This is a genomic window from Endozoicomonas euniceicola (assembly GCF_025562755.1).
Classification (GTDB): domain Bacteria; phylum Pseudomonadota; class Gammaproteobacteria; order Pseudomonadales; family Endozoicomonadaceae; genus Endozoicomonas_A; species Endozoicomonas_A euniceicola.
Genome location: NZ_CP103300.1, coordinates 1,081,865 through 1,099,917 on the forward strand (window position 1 = coordinate 1,081,865; position 18,053 = coordinate 1,099,917).

14 protein-coding genes are annotated in these 18,053 nt (G+C 49.9%); 7 read left to right on the forward strand and 7 right to left on the reverse strand.

All coding sequences use genetic code 11. The annotated features are described in order from the left end of the window. Positions 1 to 20: 20 nt before the first annotated feature. From smrA to thrS, 5 genes are all read right to left on the reverse strand, one after another. Positions 21 to 599 (reverse strand): DNA endonuclease SmrA, encoded by a 579-nt coding sequence (gene smrA / locus NX720_RS04230; protein WP_262599605.1) that lies wholly within the window; start codon positions 597 to 599, stop codon positions 21 to 23. Between the two features lie 129 nt (positions 600 to 728). Next, the gene (gene rplT / locus NX720_RS04235) at positions 729 to 1,085 is read right to left on the reverse strand and encodes a 50S ribosomal protein L20 (RefSeq protein ID WP_034876906.1); all 357 of its coding nucleotides are present in this window, start codon (positions 1,083 to 1,085) and stop codon (positions 729 to 731) included. 39 nt (positions 1,086 to 1,124) lie between these two features. After that, the gene (rpmI, locus tag NX720_RS04240; RefSeq protein ID WP_135507615.1) at positions 1,125 to 1,316 is read right to left on the reverse strand and encodes a 50S ribosomal protein L35; all 192 of its coding nucleotides are present in this window, start codon (positions 1,314 to 1,316) and stop codon (positions 1,125 to 1,127) included. 232 nt (positions 1,317 to 1,548) lie between these two features. Then, positions 1,549 to 2,118 carry a translation initiation factor IF-3 gene (gene infC, locus NX720_RS04245; protein ID WP_449757779.1) on the reverse strand — a complete coding sequence of 190 codons (570 nt, stop codon included), beginning with the start codon at positions 2,116 to 2,118 and terminating at the stop codon, positions 1,549 to 1,551. A gap of 77 nt (positions 2,119 to 2,195) precedes the next feature. Then, positions 2,196 to 4,118, reverse strand: coding sequence for a threonine--tRNA ligase (gene thrS / locus NX720_RS04250; RefSeq protein ID WP_262599608.1), 1,923 nt, complete (start codon positions 4,116 to 4,118; stop codon positions 2,196 to 2,198). A gap of 460 nt (positions 4,119 to 4,578) precedes the next feature. Between thrS and NX720_RS04255 the strand changes: the two genes are divergently transcribed. From NX720_RS04255 to NX720_RS04270, 4 genes are all read left to right on the forward strand, one after another. Next, positions 4,579 to 6,021: a serpin family protein gene (locus tag NX720_RS04255; protein ID WP_262599609.1), complete on the forward strand. Its 1,443-nt coding sequence runs from the start codon at positions 4,579 to 4,581 to the stop codon at positions 6,019 to 6,021. Between the two features lie 106 nt (positions 6,022 to 6,127). Then, on the forward strand, positions 6,128 to 6,898 hold the full coding sequence (locus NX720_RS04260; RefSeq protein WP_262599611.1) for a putative adhesin: 771 nt from the start codon (positions 6,128 to 6,130) through the stop codon (positions 6,896 to 6,898). Between the two features lie 158 nt (positions 6,899 to 7,056). Next, the gene (gene mnmH, locus NX720_RS04265) at positions 7,057 to 8,175 is read left to right on the forward strand and encodes a tRNA 2-selenouridine(34) synthase MnmH (RefSeq protein ID WP_262599612.1); all 1,119 of its coding nucleotides are present in this window, start codon (positions 7,057 to 7,059) and stop codon (positions 8,173 to 8,175) included. A 132-nt stretch (positions 8,176 to 8,307) separates the two neighbouring features. Then, positions 8,308 to 9,609 (forward strand): purple acid phosphatase family protein, encoded by a 1,302-nt coding sequence (locus NX720_RS04270; protein ID WP_262599613.1) that lies wholly within the window; start codon positions 8,308 to 8,310, stop codon positions 9,607 to 9,609. 253 nt (positions 9,610 to 9,862) lie between these two features. On the opposite strand, the gene NX720_RS04275 is transcribed toward NX720_RS04270, so the two are convergent. After that, positions 9,863 to 10,789: a DMT family transporter gene (locus NX720_RS04275; protein ID WP_262599615.1), complete on the reverse strand. Its 927-nt coding sequence runs from the start codon at positions 10,787 to 10,789 to the stop codon at positions 9,863 to 9,865. A 214-nt stretch (positions 10,790 to 11,003) separates the two neighbouring features. Between NX720_RS04275 and NX720_RS04280 the strand changes: the two genes are divergently transcribed. Beyond that, positions 11,004 to 12,173 carry a MalY/PatB family protein gene (locus tag NX720_RS04280; protein ID WP_262599617.1) on the forward strand — a complete coding sequence of 390 codons (1,170 nt, stop codon included), beginning with the start codon at positions 11,004 to 11,006 and terminating at the stop codon, positions 12,171 to 12,173. Between the two features lie 94 nt (positions 12,174 to 12,267). Here NX720_RS04280 and NX720_RS04285 read toward each other — a convergent pair whose 3' ends face one another. Further along, positions 12,268 to 13,851, reverse strand: coding sequence for an OTU domain-containing protein (locus tag NX720_RS04285; RefSeq protein WP_262599619.1), 1,584 nt, complete (start codon positions 13,849 to 13,851; stop codon positions 12,268 to 12,270). A gap of 405 nt (positions 13,852 to 14,256) precedes the next feature. On the opposite strand from NX720_RS04285, the gene NX720_RS04290 reads away from it, so the two are divergent. Next, the gene (locus tag NX720_RS04290) at positions 14,257 to 16,290 is read left to right on the forward strand and encodes an NADPH-dependent 2,4-dienoyl-CoA reductase (protein ID WP_318654087.1); all 2,034 of its coding nucleotides are present in this window, start codon (positions 14,257 to 14,259) and stop codon (positions 16,288 to 16,290) included. Between the two features lie 268 nt (positions 16,291 to 16,558). After that, positions 16,559 to 17,809, forward strand: coding sequence for a serine/threonine transporter SstT (sstT, locus tag NX720_RS04295; RefSeq protein ID WP_262599621.1), 1,251 nt, complete (start codon positions 16,559 to 16,561; stop codon positions 17,807 to 17,809). Positions 17,810 to 18,053: the final 244 nt, after the last annotated feature.

Genomic DNA, 18,053 nt, shown 5'->3' on the forward strand with positions numbered 1-18,053 from the left:
TATAGTGCATGCGATCATTTTTATTTCTGTCGCCTGGCATGCCGTTCGCGGTTTTCCAGCTTTTCTCTCTCACTTTTACGCAGAGATACATACACAGCACCAGTCCCGCCGTGTTCCCGTAGTGCCGTGTGAAATGACAATACCTGCTCAAATTCTCTCAGCCAGGTATTCACATAGCTTTTCATTTTGCCAGGTGGTGAGCTGTTATGACCACGACCGTGAATAATCAGAACATTACGTAACTCGTGTTCAGTGCAGTCGTTAATAAACTGAAAAATAGCGGCACGGGCTTCTTTTACGGTGAACTGGTAAAGGTCAAGCCGGGCTTCGTTATCGTACTTAGCCAGCCTGAGCTTTTTAAAAACACCTTCCTGAACACCCGACTTCTTATATTCCAGGTAGTCATGGGGCTTGACCCACTTTGGATTATCCAGCGACAGGAAATTGGGGTCCGATAATTCCTGTTGAGCCGCATGGCGACGCTGCTGCTGCCCGGGCGTTTCTTTACTGGTTTTTCTGATGTTTGCAGTAGCTGTTTTTTTGATGGGAGTAACATCCTGCATTTCCTGCAGGAATAGATCGCAATCTTTGAGGCTCATGGTTTTTTTACGAAAGCATATTTTTGCCAATCATAGCAAAGCGCACTTTCTAAGCAAGAGATCAGGAAAGCAAAAAAAAACGGAGTTATGGAAAACCACAACCCCGTTTTTATAAGCCGTTTAAAAAACTTAAGCCAGAGCAGCTTTAGCCTTTTCAACCAGCTGACCGAAAACGGTCTTGTCGTGCACAGCGATGTCAGCCAGAACCTTACGGTCAATTTCAATCGCAGCCTTCTTCAGACCAGCGATGAAACGGCTGTAGGACAGACCGTTCATACGCGCACCGGCGTTGATACGGGCAATCCACAGAGCGCGGAACTGACGCTTGCGCTGACGACGGTCGCGGTAAGCGTACTGACCAGCTTTGGTAACAGCCTGCTTAGCTACACGGAAGATGCGGGAACGCGCTCCGTAGTAACCTTTAGCCTGCTTCAGAACCTTCTTGTGACGACGGCGTGCAACGACGCCACGTTTTACACGTGCCATGAGCTATATCTCCGAATAAAATGATCTAAAAAGCGATGATTAGTCGCGCAGCATACGCTTAACGAGACCAGTGTCTGCAGCAGATACCATGGAGGTACCACGCAGCTGACGCTTACGCTTGGTAGTCATCTTGGTCAGGATGTGGCTCTTGAAAGCGCTCTTGCGCTTGTAACCGGAAGCAGTTTTCTTGAAACGCTTCGCGGCACCACTGTTAGTTTTCATTTTTGGCATGAAAAAGCACTCCGCATTCGCGATCACTCATCTCATTTCCCCCAAAAGAATCCGGAAAGAAAAGGACGCCCGTTTCAGGGCCACATACCCTACCGGGTACAGGAGGAGTGTCGGGATAGTTTAAAAAACAAAGCTAGTCACACAACGCTTTTAAATTCCATGACTGAAATTAAAAAGCGCATAAAAAACCGGTCACTTCGCTGTACGAAGCGACCGGTTTTTCAGTGAAACATCACTTCTTCTTTTTCGGGGCAATCACCATGATCAGCTGACGGCCTTCCATTTTAGGACGCTGTTCTACGGTTCCGAGTTCTTCCAGGTCTTTTTCAACCCGGCGCATCAGATCCATACCCAGCTCCTGGTGAGCCATTTCACGACCACGAAAACGAAGGGAAACCTTCGCCTTGTTGCCCTCAGTCAGGAAACGTACCAGGTTGCGCAGTTTTACCTGGTAATCCCCATCTTCAGTGCCCGGGCGAAACTTAACTTCTTTCACCTGGGTTTGAACCTGTTTCTTCTTGGCTGCTGCCTTCTGCTTCTTCAACTCGTACTGGTGTTTACCATAGTCGAGGATTTTACAGACGGGAGGCTCGCTGTTGGCATTGATCTCAACCAAGTCCAGCCCCGCTTCCCGGGCCCTAGCCAATGCGTCGTTCAAATCTACAACGCCTACCTGCTCTCCATCGGCTCCGATGAGGCGGACTTCTCTGGCACGGATATTCTCGTTGATCGGCGCTTTTTGTGGACGACGATCCCGGAAGCTGTTGCGTCTGATAGGTGTATCTCCTGTAAAGGCAGCCAAGAAGCGCATCCGGTTTGAGTCGTAACAACTTAAACTTTTCAGTAAAAAAATCGTCTCAAACCGGAATTTGGTGTCGACTACGCAGTTCGGCCACGCTTGTTAACGTCCGCTGCCAGCAGCTCGACAAATGCCTCGACAGGCATTGTACCAAGGTCTTCCCCGGTACGGGTACGAACGGCAACGGTTTTGTTTTCCATTTCCTTATCTCCAATAACGATGAGATAAGGCACCTTGTTCAAGGTGTGCTCGCGAATTTTAAAGCCGATCTTCTCATTTCTCAAGTCCGCTTTTACCCGATAACCTTTTTCGGTTAATCGCGCGTCAAGCTCAGAGGCATATTCAGCCTGGCGATCAGTGATGTTGAGAATAGCTACCTGCTTAGGTGCAAGCCATGCAGGCATCGCACCTTCGAAGTGCTCAATCAGGATGCCAATAAATCGCTCGAAGGAACCAAGTGTAGCACGATGCAGCATAACCGGCGTCTGACGTTCGCCATTTTCGTCAACATATTCAGCGCCCAGACGACCCGGCATGGAGAAGTCGACCTGCATGGTACCACATTGCCATACCCGGCCAATGCAGTCTTTCAGGGAAAATTCGATTTTAGGTCCGTAGAAAGCACCTTCACCCGGCAGCTCTTCCCAGGGCAGGCCTTTGGCGTCGAGCGCTTCGGCCAGGGCTTTTTCAGCCTTGTCCCAGATTTCGTCGGAACCAACGCGCTTTTCAGGGCGGGTCGACAGCTTGTACAGCATGTTGTCAGCGGTGAAACCAAAGTCGGCGTAGACTTCGTGAAGCATATCGATGAAGTCGCACACTTCCTGCTGAATCTGGTCTTCTGTCACAAAAATGTGCGCGTCGTCCTGAACAAAACCACGTACACGCATAATGCCGTGCAGTGCGCCGGAAGCTTCGTTACGGTGACAGGAACCGAATTCTGCCAGACGCAGAGGCAGGTCGCGGTAACTCTTCAGACCCTGATTGAAAACCTGAACATGACAAGGGCAGTTCATTGGCTTAACGGCAATGTCCTTGTCCTCAGAGTTGGTGGTGAACATATCGTCACTGTACTTGTCCCAGTGACCGGATTTTTCCCACAGGGAACGATCCACCAGCAGCGGCGTTTTGATTTCCTGATAACCCCAGGCAATCTGCTTCTTGCGCATGTACTGCTCAAGTTCCTGATAGATCGCCCAGCCATTTGGATGCCAGAACACCATACCCGGCGCTTCTTCCTGCATATGGAACAGGTCCAGACGTTTGCCGATCTTGCGGTGGTCACGCTTTTCCGCTTCTTCCAGACGCTTCAGGTACGCTTTCAGGGCTTTTTTGTCTTCCCAGGCCGTACCGTAGATGCGGGTCAGCATTTCATTGCTGGAATCACCGCGCCAGTAAGCGCCGGCAACACGCATCAGCTTGAAGGCTTTCAGCTTGCCGGTAGAAGGCACGTGCGGCCCACGGCACAGGTCCATCCATTCGCCCTGACGGTAAACAGAGATGGCTTCGCTCTCTGGCAGGTCGTTGATGATCTCAACCTTGTACTCTTCGCCCAGCGCCTTGAAGGCACTGATGGCTTCGCTGCGGGACATCACGACACGCTCGATGTTCATGTCCTGTTTCGCCAGTTCGCCCATGCGCTTCTCGATCTGTTCCAGATCGTCCATGTTGAAGGCACGTTCGTAAGAGAAATCGTAATAGAAACCGTTGTCGATCACCGGACCGATAGTCACCTGAGCGCCAGGAAACAGATCCTGGGTCGCCATTGCCAGCAGGTGGGCGGTGGAGTGACGAATTACGTCAACACCTTCTTCATCGCGGGAGGTGATAATTGACAGTTCGGAGTCTTCGCTGATCAGGGCGCTGGCGTCCACCAGTTCACCATTAATACGACCAGCCAGGGTGGCTTTAGCCAGACCAGGACCGATATCCTGGGCGACTTCCATTACGGAAACGGCTTCAGCAAATTCGCGCTTGCTGCCGTCGGGAAGCGTAATAACAGGCATGGAAAATTTCCTTAAATGTTGTTCAGTTCAGTGGCAGCTCGTACCAGAAGCTGCTTGTTTTCCGTTCATTGCAGCCCATACCAGAGGCTGCGAACGCATGTCAGGCAACCCATACCAAGGGTTGCCCGGATAACCATCATAGAGCAATAGAAAAAGCAATGACAGTGGCGGGGCGATCGTTCGCCCCAACCAGATTGAGCGCCGTATTTTGAAAACTTCGAAGCCAGTTTGCAAGCGCAGACACAAATTATTAAGTCCTGCTTAACTGCCTGAAAAAACAAATCAGGGTAATTAAAAAACCACCCTGCGCTCTTGTTCCGTCTGGTTAAATCTGACACCTACCCTTTTTACAATTTTCAGCTACCCTCCTAAGACTTGCATTTAAAAGATTAAATAAAAAACAGTTCAGCCGTCTCACTCCTATTTTCATGCTCAACAAAATAACGAAAGGAACTTCATAATGAATCAGTATTGTTATGCAGTACTTAACATTCAGCAGACAACGAAAACACTTCTGGCATTTTCTCTGTTGGTTTTATTGAGTACGTATTCATTTGCTGTAAATTGCCCTCATTGCGGCAGTAATCTTCTAAACCATGACGCTCTTAATAAACTGACAGAGAGTATCAACTGCCCGAATTGCGGCCAACTGACTCCTGTGCATTTGCTTCATCATCCTTTCGGATCAGCCAGCCACAGCGTGACTTTTTATTCAGCTGCAAAAGCAAGAAATAACGAAGCACCTCAACACCAGCAGCAACAAAGCAAAACGTCTCTTGATTATTCTCTAGAGGCCTTGAGAGCACTGCAGCAACAAGACCAGCAACGCTGCCATACAAACACCGCTGTATCTCCTCCAGAGATAGCCAACGCTGCTGACATGTTTTTCAACCCCGCAAGGCAAAGACTGAGTAGTGGGAGCAGGGTTCAAGAGGTAACAAATGGTTTGAAGTTTGAAGAGCCACTATTATCACCGCAGGGAAACAATAATCCATCAGAGTCAGGCTACTTAAAGATTAAAAACACTTTGCTGCAAAAAAAATTCCATATGTTTAGCAGAGATTTTCGGGAGTCTATAAGGCATTACGGTGCGGATCAAGCCATTACCCCGGAAGGCAATTCGGTGCAAACGACAGAAAGTTCAATGAATCAGTTTATACACTCAAGCTTCCCAAATCACGAGGCCGTTTCCCTGAGCCAGGATTACAACCACGGTACTGATTCAAATTCAGATTCAGACATAACCCTCGTGCAAACCATAACTCATTCTGTTGGACTATCAGACTTTAACCGCGCACCCTCTATATTCTTCAATGGACAGGGAGAGGTTCGGGCAGTCTCCGCCAGCCATATTAACGTAAGGCGCAGCCGCCTTGCAGACCACAACGATCAGGGGCGATTTTGGCAAATGGTAGAATTGCCTTATCAGGGAAGCAGTTTTCGGATGATAGCCATTTTGCCACCGGATGGAATATTGCCTGATGCGTTAAACGAAAATCGTGTGCGCGAACTGATGAGTGCCGCCCGTCAACAGACTGTCTCGGTTACAATTCCTGAGTTTACAGTTGATAGCAATCACAACCTTTCCGGCCTCAGGGATAATAATCAGAGTCAGCTTGCTGAATTATTTAATACCAATAATCAAGATAGCGTTTTAATGTCCACCAGTTCTCCTCAACCAACAAATACTATTTACCAGAGAATCATTTTGGGAACGTACAGGTCAACCTCTCCGGAAGTAGCTACTTCCCCGGAGCCTGAAGAAATGGGTGCGAGCAGTGAAACAACCGTAATATTTGATCACCCCTTTACCGTGTTCATCGTTAACCAGTTTGGAGCGGTTAAAATTATCGCAGAAATTCATAAGCCTTTGCCGGCAGGAACCAGCGAGGGTATGGACTGATAGTAAAGTCAGGCTCTATTCATATTACAGGCAGTCCCACATTGCCATGCCAACCGGCTGTCCAAGGTAGTTTATTCTAGCGTCATAACAAATTGAGGTTATTGCTGTGCCTTTTTTTAAGCCTAAAGTGAAAACATCTACTCCAAGCGAAGCACTGCGACTATTCACCTGTAATCGTCTTGCTGGCAGGAAGGTTGAAAACCTGATTTTATATTGTCACGGAGGTTATGAGCTGTCGCTGCTCGACCTAACCAACGCTTCCCGTGAAAAAAAATTTGCGGTGCCTTCCTGGCTATCTATCTATTTTTATGCTCCCCACGGCTCTGAAATATTCTCATCCATTTACAAATTCATGCGTGGATATTATGAACCTTACAAAATCTATACAGGCTGCGAAGAGTGTTTTGATTATACGCTAGCACGGACGGAGGAGTACTCAGAGTCTAAAAGTTATATCAAGCAGGTTCTTTTGGATTATCGGAGCAGTTTAGACAAAACTGACATTAAGCGATTAAGTAGACTGTTTGATATCGCCTGCCCTACTGATAACTGGTTCATTCGTTTGAGTGAAGTTCTCGACATAATGAAATTCCACAAAAAACTTTCCAGATACCGTAAAGTTCATTGTCTGTTTTGCCGAGGCGTGGTGTACCCTCTTAGGGAAGAGGCGCAACTGAACATACCGTCACTACGGCAAAGACGGGAATCTACCACAACAGTGGCTCCTCGCCTTCGCGGGAGTGACAATGGGATAAACTTGTCTGCTACTTCCCTTAATTCCTTACACTACTACGACCCAACCAGCCAGTTGCCTCCCAATATTTACAAGGGTGATTTAGGCAGGTGGCTGATCACTGACATTGACGTCGAAGATTGATCCTCCCTCCCTTTATCACAGCGATGGAATCACTTCAGCAAGACGGCGTAGCTTCATGCCTGGTCGATAGGGTCAGGAACCCTATCGACATAATCCGAACTTGCGCTAACCACCTGTTTAATACCACACTACTGCGTTTTGCCTGACTATTGTTTAGTATGAGCCAGACGCGATCGGATACCGACGATTTTAAAACCCTGTTCCTGAACGACACACCGCTAATGGATGTGCGAGCTCCCGTGGAGTTTGAACAGGGTGCTTTTCCAACCGCACAGAATGTCCCTCTTCTCGATAACCACCAGCGCAAGGCCATTGGTACCCGATATAAGCAGGAAGGACGGGATGCCGCCATCGCCCTGGGCTATGAACTGGCGACGGATGACGTTCGGACAGCCCGCCTGCAAAGTTGGAAAGCTTTCACAGACCAGCATCCCGAAGGCTACCTTTACTGTTTCCGGGGCGGTCAGCGTTCTCATCTGACTCAAGCATGGTTGAAGGAAACAGGCATAAACTACCCGTTAATCAAAGGCGGTTACAAAGCCCTGCGCCGTTTCCTGATTGATGAGTTGGAAACCTCGGTTGAGGCCTGTCCGTTTATCATTCTCAGTGGCAAAACCGGCACCGGCAAAACCCGCCTGCTCCATAAAATCGATGACAGTCTGGACCTCGAAGGTCTGGCTAATCACCGTGGCTCCAGTTTTGGCCGTCGCTGTGGTGGACAACCTACCCAGATCGATTTTGAAAACCTTCTCTCTATTGCTCTGTTGAAACATCTGAATCAGAAGTCCGGACGCCCCGCCCTGCTGGAAGACGAAAGCAAGCTGATTGGTCGTTGCAGCCTGAGTCAGCCCTTGCGGGATAAAATGCAACAGTCGCCCATTATTCTGTTGGAAACCAGTATTGAAGAACGGGTTGAAGTGGGCTTACAGGAGTATGTCCGTGACAACCTGGCTGACTTTATCCGTGTTTATGGTGAAGAAGCAGGCTTTGAACGGTTTCGCGAAGGTCTGACCGGCAGCCTGTACCGCATTCGCAGGCGCCTGGGCGGAGCCCGTTATCAGGCCTTGACCAGCCTGCTGGACAGCGCTCTGCAGGATCATCGTGACAACAATGACATAAACGGTTACCGGCCAATCATTGCCAGCCTGCTGACGGAATACTATGACCCGATGTACGAATACCAGCTGGAACAGAAACAAGGCAAGGTTATCTTCAGTGGCAACCACAATGACATCCTTGAAGCCTACCCGGAAATGATTAAAAACCTTTCTGCCTGATGAAGTCCTGCCCGGAAGGGATACCTCTCTTCCGGTCACCAGCCCTTCCGGTTGCTGACAAATCGTGATAGAACTGAAACCCTTTAACTTATTCAGCATCTGTCGCTTATAACAATGAAAATACTAAAGCACATGCTTATCAGCACCGGACTGCTGATTGTCCTTTCTATTGTCCTGATGACAAACGTCAGTGGAGTACCAGCCCCTGCTTCCCTTCTCGTTTTTTTACCATCTGCCAGCCTGGTCACTCAACCATCCATCATACCGGATCGCGTTTTTCTGACGATGACAGAGCAACCTGACCAGAGTGTTATGGTTCACTGGCGCAGCAGTACCCGGGTAAACACCTCAAAAATTCAGGTGATACCGGCAGACAAAGAGCAGGTTCCGTCACAAGAATGGCTGGCAGCCAGCCATTTAATGAACCATGCCCGTTTTCAGGCTGTTCATCATCACGCTCTGGTGACAGGCTTAACACCGGACTCTGGCTACCGCTACCGGGTTGGGGATGGTCAGCACTGGTCTGAATGGTTCACTTTCACCACGGCCACGACACAACCCGAACCTTTTACCTTTACCTTTTTCGGTGACATTCAGGAAGGGCTGGAAGACTTATGGCCTGCGATGCTCAAACAGGCAGAGAACTCTGCACCACAATCCCGCTTTAACCTGTTCATCGGTGATCTGATTGACCATTCAACGGATGACCGACAGTGGCAGGCTTTTTTTGCGGCTGACCAGACAGCCTTTGCCCAGTCACCCATCGCCGTGACACCTGGTAACCATGAATACGATGGGGCAACACAGGAGCGCGAGTGGGCGGCATACTTCCGTTTCCCGGCTAACGGCCCCGAAGACAGTAAAACACTGGATAACAGCAGCTATTACTTTGACTATCAGGGCGTGCGCTTTATTTCTGTGAATACCAATGTGATCCGGGGATTAACCCTGAAAGATACGCTGGCGCAGCGGAGCTGGCTGAAGGGGCTTCTGAAAGACAACCCAAACCCGTGGACCATTGTCTTTCAGCACCTGCCGGTGGCAACGTCGATTAAAGGGGAAAAGGACTCGCTTGAACTCAAACTGCTTTACGCACCGCTTTACAAACAATACGGCGTTGACCTGGTTCTGCAAGGTGATGACCATACCTATGCCAGGGGGCAGACAATCGACGATAATAGCCGTCTAACCAGCCCCGTTTATATCACAGCTAACAGTGGCAGCAAGGCTAATAAGGTGGAAGCGGACTGGGCAACGATAACAGCTGAAAACACGCCTTTGTTTCAGGTGATTTCTGTTGATGGTGACACGTTGAAGTGTGAGTCAAAAACCGTTTCGGGGCAGCTCTATGATGCCTTTGAACTGAGGAAACAGGGAGCGGAGGTGGTTATTACTTCAAACTTACATCCCCTTACTTTTAGTGAGGGGATGTAAGTTCAGCTTGCAAAGCAAGCTCTCTGTACTATCTTTTTTTGTCTTGGATGTTTTAGCGATTACGCTGCCAAGACAGGAAAGTAAAAAACTAAATTACCTCCGTTTTTTGCCCGTGTCGTTTACTCGACAATCTTAACCGTAGGGCAAGAAAGCGAATAAGGTGTGTCCCGCTACTGGTAAGGGATGCACTGCGGCAGGGCATTGCCGTCTAGCTGTAGGAATCCTCGTCGTTTACGGCGAGGAGGATGTCAACTCAAACCTTGCGGTAGAACATCCATAGCGCCAGTCCTGACAGGGCAATGATGCACCATTCCGCGGTGTCAGGCCAGCGGAACTCCAGCAGAAAGAACAGTACCCCAATCATCAGGGGTTCTGACACCATTGCCCGGGCTCTGACTGAATCGCTGCCGTAGGCCAGCTGGTTATTCCAGATAACCCGTGCCAGCAAGGTGCCGAAGAATCCGGCAACTATCATCCCAAACCAGAAAACGTACCAGTTTTTGTTATCCGGTTGTGAAAACAGCCGCCACTCCCCCTCCCCAACCAGAGCCAGCGGTAACAGTACAACAAGAGCAAGGCTGGTACACAGTCCAGACATCATCAAATGGTTAGAGCGATCAATCCCCGAATACGCCCTGACAATCCAGACTTGACGGTTTGCCGCACACAACCAGCAGCTTCCCGCCAGTAGCATCCAGATAACACCGGTGGCAAAGTGGTCTTTGTCCGAGCTGTCTTCCACCAGGGCCGCCTTGTCAAACATCAGCAGTACCAGTGAACAGAACAGCATGAACAGAGCCAGCTTCTGGCTGACCGGATGGTGTGTACCTTTCCGATGATGAGACAGGCTGAATAAGATAGGCAGGGTTGCAATCAGCAGGCAGGCAGCCATGCCACCCAGTGACCGGATTGATAAAATCAGGAACAGGTAGTAACCAATATGCCCTGTCAGCGCCAGAATCAAGCCATTTTGCCAGCGAGAACGGGGGGCTGCGGTCTCGTATGGTTTCAGGGCATCGCGCCGGAATGGCAGAACCAGGAGAATCAACAGGCCAAACACCAGAAAGCGGCCAAAGACAATCTCAACGGCAGAAAAATCAACCAGCCAGAGTGGCAGAATGCACACAAAGCCAAGCAGGCTGCTGGTGAAAACAGAAAGAAATAGACCTTTTTTTGACATCAGTATTATGTAACTTCGATGGTTCTTTTTTTTAGAATCGTCCACAAACCGCTGCTTTGCCAGTCACCGCAAGGGTTACAGCTCCGTCAAACAACCTTTTATCGGCTATCGGCTTTTCATTACAGGGAAGGAAAATAAAGAAAAACGGGTTTTAGAGTTTTGCTATTGCGATTAGTATTCCTGCAACACAGCCATAACGCAGGAAAATAACAAAGTGTCCGGAGAATTTAATCCTCTTTTTGATCCACAGATTGATCGAACGAATACGTCCAGCCTGAAATGGGACAAATATAAACACCGGGATATTCTGCCCTTCTGGGTAGCCGATATGGATTTCCGTTCAGCTCCGGAGATTCTTGAAGCCCTGCACGACCGTATTGAGCACGGTGTTTTTGGTTACACCAATGCCGGCGATGAGCTGGAAGAACTGGTGGTTGACCGCTTCCGCAGCCTCTACCACATGGATATTGAAAAAGAGTGGCTGGTCTGGACACCCGGTCTGGTTACTGCCCTGAACATTGCCACCCGCAGCTACGCCGCTGAAGGGGAAACCGTGGCAGTCCCTTATCCGGTTTACTACCCCTTCCTGATGGCTCCCAAGCTGTCGGCAAGGGAAATGATTGGACTGCGCTGGCAGCTGGTTAACAACAAGTGGCAACTGGATCTTGAACAGTTTCAGCAGGACCTGACAAACGACACCAAACTGTTAATGCTGTGCAATCCGCAGAACCCTAATGGCCGGGTGCTGACCAGGGAAGAACTGGAAGCTATTGATGCTATCTGTCAGCGGCACCAGCTGATTGTCTGTTCCGATGAAGTGCATTGCGACCTGATTCTCGACCCGAACTGTGAGCATATTCCTTATGCCTCTGTCAGTGACTACGCCAGAGAACATTCCATTACCCTGATGTCCCCTTCCAAAACCTTCAACGTGGCAGGCTTTGGCTGTGCCTTTGCCGTTATTCCCAATGGCAGTCTGCGGATGCAGTTCCAGCGTACCCGTAAAGGCATCGTTCCCGACCCGGACAATATGCTGATTGGCTACACCGCTGCCAAAGCCGCTTTCCAGCATGGAGAAGCCTGGCGCCAGTGTCTGCTGGAATACCTGCGGGGCAATCACGAGCTGTTGCTCAGAGAAATCAATGCCATTGACGGCCTGAGCATGGCACCACTGGAAGCCACTTATCTGGCCTGGATTGATGTCAGCGCACTGAAACTGGATGACCCCCACGGTTTCTTTGAGGAAGCGGGTGTCGGTCTGTCTCCGGGCGAACAGTTTGGCGACAAAAACTTTCTACGGTTTAATTTTGGTTGCAACCGTGAGCTTCTTAAAGAAGGCATTCGTCGTATGAATCGGGCGGTTTTAACGTTGAAGACTATTTAACGAATCTTGCGAAATTCTCCATCCATAATTGGGAGCGGAGCGACCTTTTGAAGGTTTGGTCTGGCTTTGCGCCCCCTCTCGACTCTTCTCTTTCTCAATGTTCGTCTTTCTCCGGTGAGGGGGGTTGCAGATGGCTCCACCCGTCCCGGGGCTGAGCATCATCACTGCTAAACACAATCGTTTTGGCGTCACAAATGATGATTGCCTGATAATGATCGGATTGCCAGTACTGAGGGTAATAACGGAGGCCTAATGCATGAATCACTGCATGAATGCGTTTAAGTGCAACTCCATACTCTTTGATCTGGGACTTTACCACTTCTCTGATGGAAAACTCCTGAGGTATCTTAAGTAGCTCTGCAAGCTCCTGTTCAGATGCCTGCAGGGATAAGTTCAGGCATTGATCCACCACCTGAAAAGCTCTTGCGCTGACATAGAGGCTAAACAGAATATGGTGCAAAGGATTAGCAACATCGAAGGGAATAGTCACTTTCCCCTGTGTCACTGATATATGGGCAGGATGCTGTCGCCCGGATGGCAAGGGAGCAAATGATTGGTCAGAGAAGTCAAACCGGTTGATACCGCTGGTAACATCAGCCCCCTGAGTGGAAGCCAGAAACGAAGAATAAATCGCAGAAAATGTTAGCCCTCCTAATCGTAAGGGAAACCTGTTACTCCACTGCTGGAATCGTGAAAGCGTATCCCAGACTGAGTAACGTGTCGGTAACAGCGACGCCATAAAATCGCTCTGTCTTACGTTTGCAACCTCCAGATAGTCGCTCATGGAATCTCCAATGACGCTGAGAGCGACCGGTGAAACCAGTGTACGACTGACACGATCAATCAGGCCGGGAACACGGTCAAAGCGGTCACTGGTCCACTGAAATCCGGAATCGAAGGTATAATCTGACTCACTAACGGCTTCCTTAAGCTCTAGCTTCATACCGACATACGCTTTCACCAATGACGGCAAGCTGGCAGCAACCACTATTTCCTGTAGAACTTCCAGACTGTTGTGGGCAAGAATCAAAAGGTTTTCCGGCACATCCATACCGGGCAAATAAACCCACCCATTGCACGGTTCCTCGCCATCGGTTTCTTCCATAACAGCCTCAGAATGATCTGCGGCCAGTTGCTCGCGCAATACCCCTGAAACCTGGTTTCTGTAAGCTTCCCAGCCAAGACTCCAGGGCTGCAACGAGTCATTTGCCTCCAGTAGCCACCACTCGCTGCCTGCATGCACAAGCTGTAGGGCAGGAATGGCTATGTCCGTCGCCGCCTCAATAGAAAACACCGGCATAATGTTGTCGGGCGTTACCAGCAAACTGTGTTCATCCACCTGCAAGTCCTGATTCACATGCCATACCAGAACCGGCTGTCCCAGCATCTGCACCATTGCTACCAGCTCGGGCAATCCCGCCCAGCTGTCACGATTGCTCAGTGACGGCGGCGCAGATATCAGCTGATTCGCCAGGGTATCAATGCTGCTGCCAACCAGCACATCATTTAAGTGGGCTTCCAGCACAGGATGACTGGAGGCGCTGGCACTATTGAGGAAGCCAGACAAACGCCGAAACAGTGGTCGTCCGTCACCTCCCTGCCCCATCGCCCTTGACATGGCATGATAAAAACAGAAACCATCGTGCTGAACTCTAGCCAGACTAACCTGGAAATTCATGCCAGCCATACACTGACTGACTTGAAGAGCTATAACCAAAAAAACTGTCTGACATTTTTTTCTGAAGCAACCGGGAAGGAAACTGACCAAAGGCAAACCTTATTCTGATTATTCTGACAGCTATGTATAGACCAACGAAAACAAGGCTGACAGGAACCTGCCCGAAAAGATTACTCAATCTTCGAAACAACCTTTAAAGGCCCAGACATGGGCCGACACTGACAACCCCCACTAATCACACACACTTTATCTTGAACACGTCCCATGGTTTAATCCTGCTGTTAAGCTTACTCAGCACTCTGTCGACCCACTGAAAACAGATCATCGTCCATCAGGGCTATCCAATACGACTCGACAGAATGTCTGCGATATACTCGGGCAAAATAACAAGAAAACCACTGGGGAATGACGATGTCAGCTGAAGTACACCCTCTTTATCCAAACCTGTTCCAGCCTCTGGACCTGGGTTTTACCACACTGAAGAATCGCGTCATCATGGGCTCCATGCACACCTATCTCGAAGAACAGGGCAAGTTCAAAGAGCTGGGTGCCTATTACGCAGAACGGGCTAAAGGTGGCGCGGGTCTGATCGTCTCTGGCGGAATTGCACCCAATCAGGCAGCCGGAGGGATGCCCGGTGCTTCTGCCATGTCTACGGAGGCAGACATTGAGCACCACCTGCCTCTGACCAGAGCAGTACACGACGAAGGCGGTAAAATCTGCATGCAGATTCTGCACACCGGCCGCTATGGGGTCCACCCCGCCATTATTGCGCCCAGCGCCAAAAAGTCACCGATTACGCCTTTTGTCCCCAAAGCCTTAACCAGCGATGAAATCGAAAAAGAAATCAGTGACTTTGCAAACTGCGCCAAACTGGCACAGAAAGCGGGCTATGATGGTGTGGAAATCATGGGCTCCGAAGGCTATTTCCTCAATCAATTCATCACCAGGGAAGTCAATGAAAGGGACGATGAATGGGGCGGCGATTACCACAACCGGATAAAGCTACCAATAGAAGTAGTCCGTCGTACACGGCAGGCCGTTGGAGAAAGCTTTATTATTATCTATCGCCTGTCGATGCTTGATCTGGTTAAAGGTGGCAGCACCTGGGATGAAATCGTCGAGCTGGGCAAAGCCATTGAGCAGGCAGGTGCAACCATTATTAATACCGGCATTGGCTGGCATGAAGCCCGTATTCCCACCATTGCCACCATGGTTCCCAGGGCAGCATTTACTTCCGTCACAGCAAGAATCCGTTCAGAACTGTCGATACCGGTCATCACCTCAAACCGGATCAATATGCCCGATACCGCCGAGGAAGTCCTGGCAAAAGGCGACGCTGATCTTATATCCATGGCCCGCCCTTTCCTGGCAGACCCGGAATGGGTCAACAAGGCGGAACAGCAACACGCCGACGAAATCAACACCTGCATTGGCTGTAATCAGGCCTGTCTGGATCATGTGTTTCAGTTGAAGCCGGTCAGCTGCCTGGTTAATCCAAGAGCCTGTGATGAAACCCGGCTAAACTACCTGCCTGCTAAAACGCCCAAAAAGCTGGCGGTCGTCGGTGCCGGCCCGGCCGGACTGGCTTTTGCGACAACGGCGGCATCAAGAGGCCATAAAGTCACCTTATTTGAAGCGTCTGACCGGATTGGCGGGCAGTTTAACATTGCCAAAACCGTACCCGGCAAAGAAGAGTTCAATGAAACCCTGCGCTATTTCCAGCGTCAGATTGAGTTAACCGGAGTGACTCTAAAACTCAATACGACAGTCGTAGCAGAAGACCTGGACAACAGTGATTTTGACGACGTGATTGTTGCCACCGGTGTCACCCCGAGAACGCCAGACATAGAAGGCATCAACCACCCCAAAGTACTCAGTTACCTGGAAGCTTTTCAGGGGGCAGAAGTGGGCAAGACAGTCGCCATTATCGGAGCCGGCGGTATCGGTTTTGACCTGTCAGAATTCCTGACCCAGAACGGTCCGTCCACCAGCCTTGACCCGGCTGCTTTTATGGAGGAATGGGGCGTTGATCTGGAAGTCAAACACCGGGGTGGACTGGTGTCCGGGCATGAAACTGAAACACCGGCTCGCAAGGTTTACCTGTTACAGCGAAAAAGCCAGAAACCCGGCAGCAACCTGGGTAAAACCACCGGTTGGATTCATCGCTCAACTCTGGCCAGGCGTGGCGTAAAAATGCTGCACTCCTGCGAATACGAAAAAATTGATGATCAGGGATTGCATATAAAAGTCGAAGGCCGGTCAGAAATTCTGCCCGTCGATCATGTGATTCTCTGTGCCGGGCAGGAACCGTTGAGAACCCTCGCCGACTCGATAACTGACAAGCCTGTTCACCTGATTGGTGGAGCCGATGTGGCTGCCGAGCTGGATGCCAAGCGGGCCATCAATCAGGGATGTCATCTGGCCGCTGCCATTTGACACTATCCGGTTTCTGGTGGTTCTGACCTGGATTCAGACATCACCAGAACACCAACCTGCAAAACAATAAACTCCCTCATCACTTTTTCATGGTTTTTTAGTTCGCAAAAACAATGACTTGCAGCAATATCATTTATAGACACCTTTCTGTATAATCCTCACCCAGGCCTCTAATACGGTCATAGCTAACTCCTGATCTTCAGTACAATAAGTCCAATAAGGCTGGGCTCAGGTCATTAACTTCATAGAAAATAAGAAGGGACCTTAAATGAATCAAGTTCAGTCGATGTTTGAGCGAATGATGAGCGTAAGTCTGGTACTCAGAATCGTTATCGGTATTGCTCTGGGAACCCTGATTGCAGTTGCTTCTCCTGCGACTGCCGGCTCCGTCGCCATTCTGGGCTCGCTGTTTGTAAGAGCATTGCAGGCCGTTGCCCCGATTCTGGTCTTTGTTTTGGTAATGTCATCTATTGCCAACCAGAAGAAAGGTCAGCATACCAACATCCGTCCCATTGTAACCCTGTACCTGCTTGGCACCCTGGCTGCTGCCTTTACCGCAGTGGCCCTGAGCTTCCTGTCTCCGGTCACATTGAGTCTGGTCACAGAAGGTGCCAGCGCAACGCCGCCGGAAGGTATTGGAGAAGTACTGAACACACTGCTGTTCCGTATTGTCCAGAACCCGTTTGAAGCACTGCTGGATGGTAACTTTATCGGTATCCTGGCCTGGGCCGTTGGTCTGGGAGTCGTACTGCAACATGCTTCCGACACCACCAAAGACACCCTGCGGGATCTGTCCGATGCTGTTTCCAGCATTGTCCGTTTCGTCATTCAGCTGGCACCTTTCGGTATCTTTGGCCTGGTGGCAAATACCCTTGCCAGCACCGGCTTCTCTGCACTGGCAGGCTACGCACATCTGCTGGCGATTCTGGTAGGCTGTATGCTGATTATTGCCCTGGGGGTTAACCCCCTGATCGTCTTCCTGAAGACCCGCCAGAATCCATACCCACTGGTGCTACGCTGCATTCGTGAAAGTGGCGTTACTGCCTTTTTCACCCGCAGCTCTGCCGCTAATATCCCGGTGAACATGCAGCTGTGTAAAAACCTGAAACTGCATGAAGATACTTATTCAGTGTCCATTCCACTGGGGGCAACCATCAATATGGGCGGTGCGGCGATCACAATCACTGTAATGACGCTGGCAGCGGTTAATACTCTGGGTATTCAGGTGGATATCGCTACTACCCTTATCCTGAGTGTGGTAGCGGCTGTTTCCGCCTGTGGTGCTTCCGGTGTTGCCGGTGGCTCACTGCTGCTGATCCCTCTCGCCTGTAGCTTGTTTGGTATTCCCAACGAAGTGGCGATGCAGGTGGTAGCCGTCGGCTTTATTATCGGTGTGATTCAGGATTCTGTTGAAACCGCCCTGAACAGCTCTACCGATGTCGTCTTCACTGCTACAGCCTGTATTGCTGCCGAACAGAGCGGCTCTACTGTGGTATCCGGGCAGAAAGCTCAAGCCTGATAGTAAACAGTGAACGTTTAAAGCAAAGCCCCTTTCTCAGAGTGACTGATAGTCCGCCTGAGAACGGGGCTTTTTCTTTCAATGAATCATTTTTTTACCTATAAATAGTTCCCGGGATAACTAGAATTGTTCCATAAGGTGTAGAAATGCCTGAATGTGCCAAAGCACAAGTTTCCACCTCAAGGATAGAGCTTAACCTTTGGGGAGCAAAAAATGCCTCTCGGTAATCCAACGCCAGTGACTG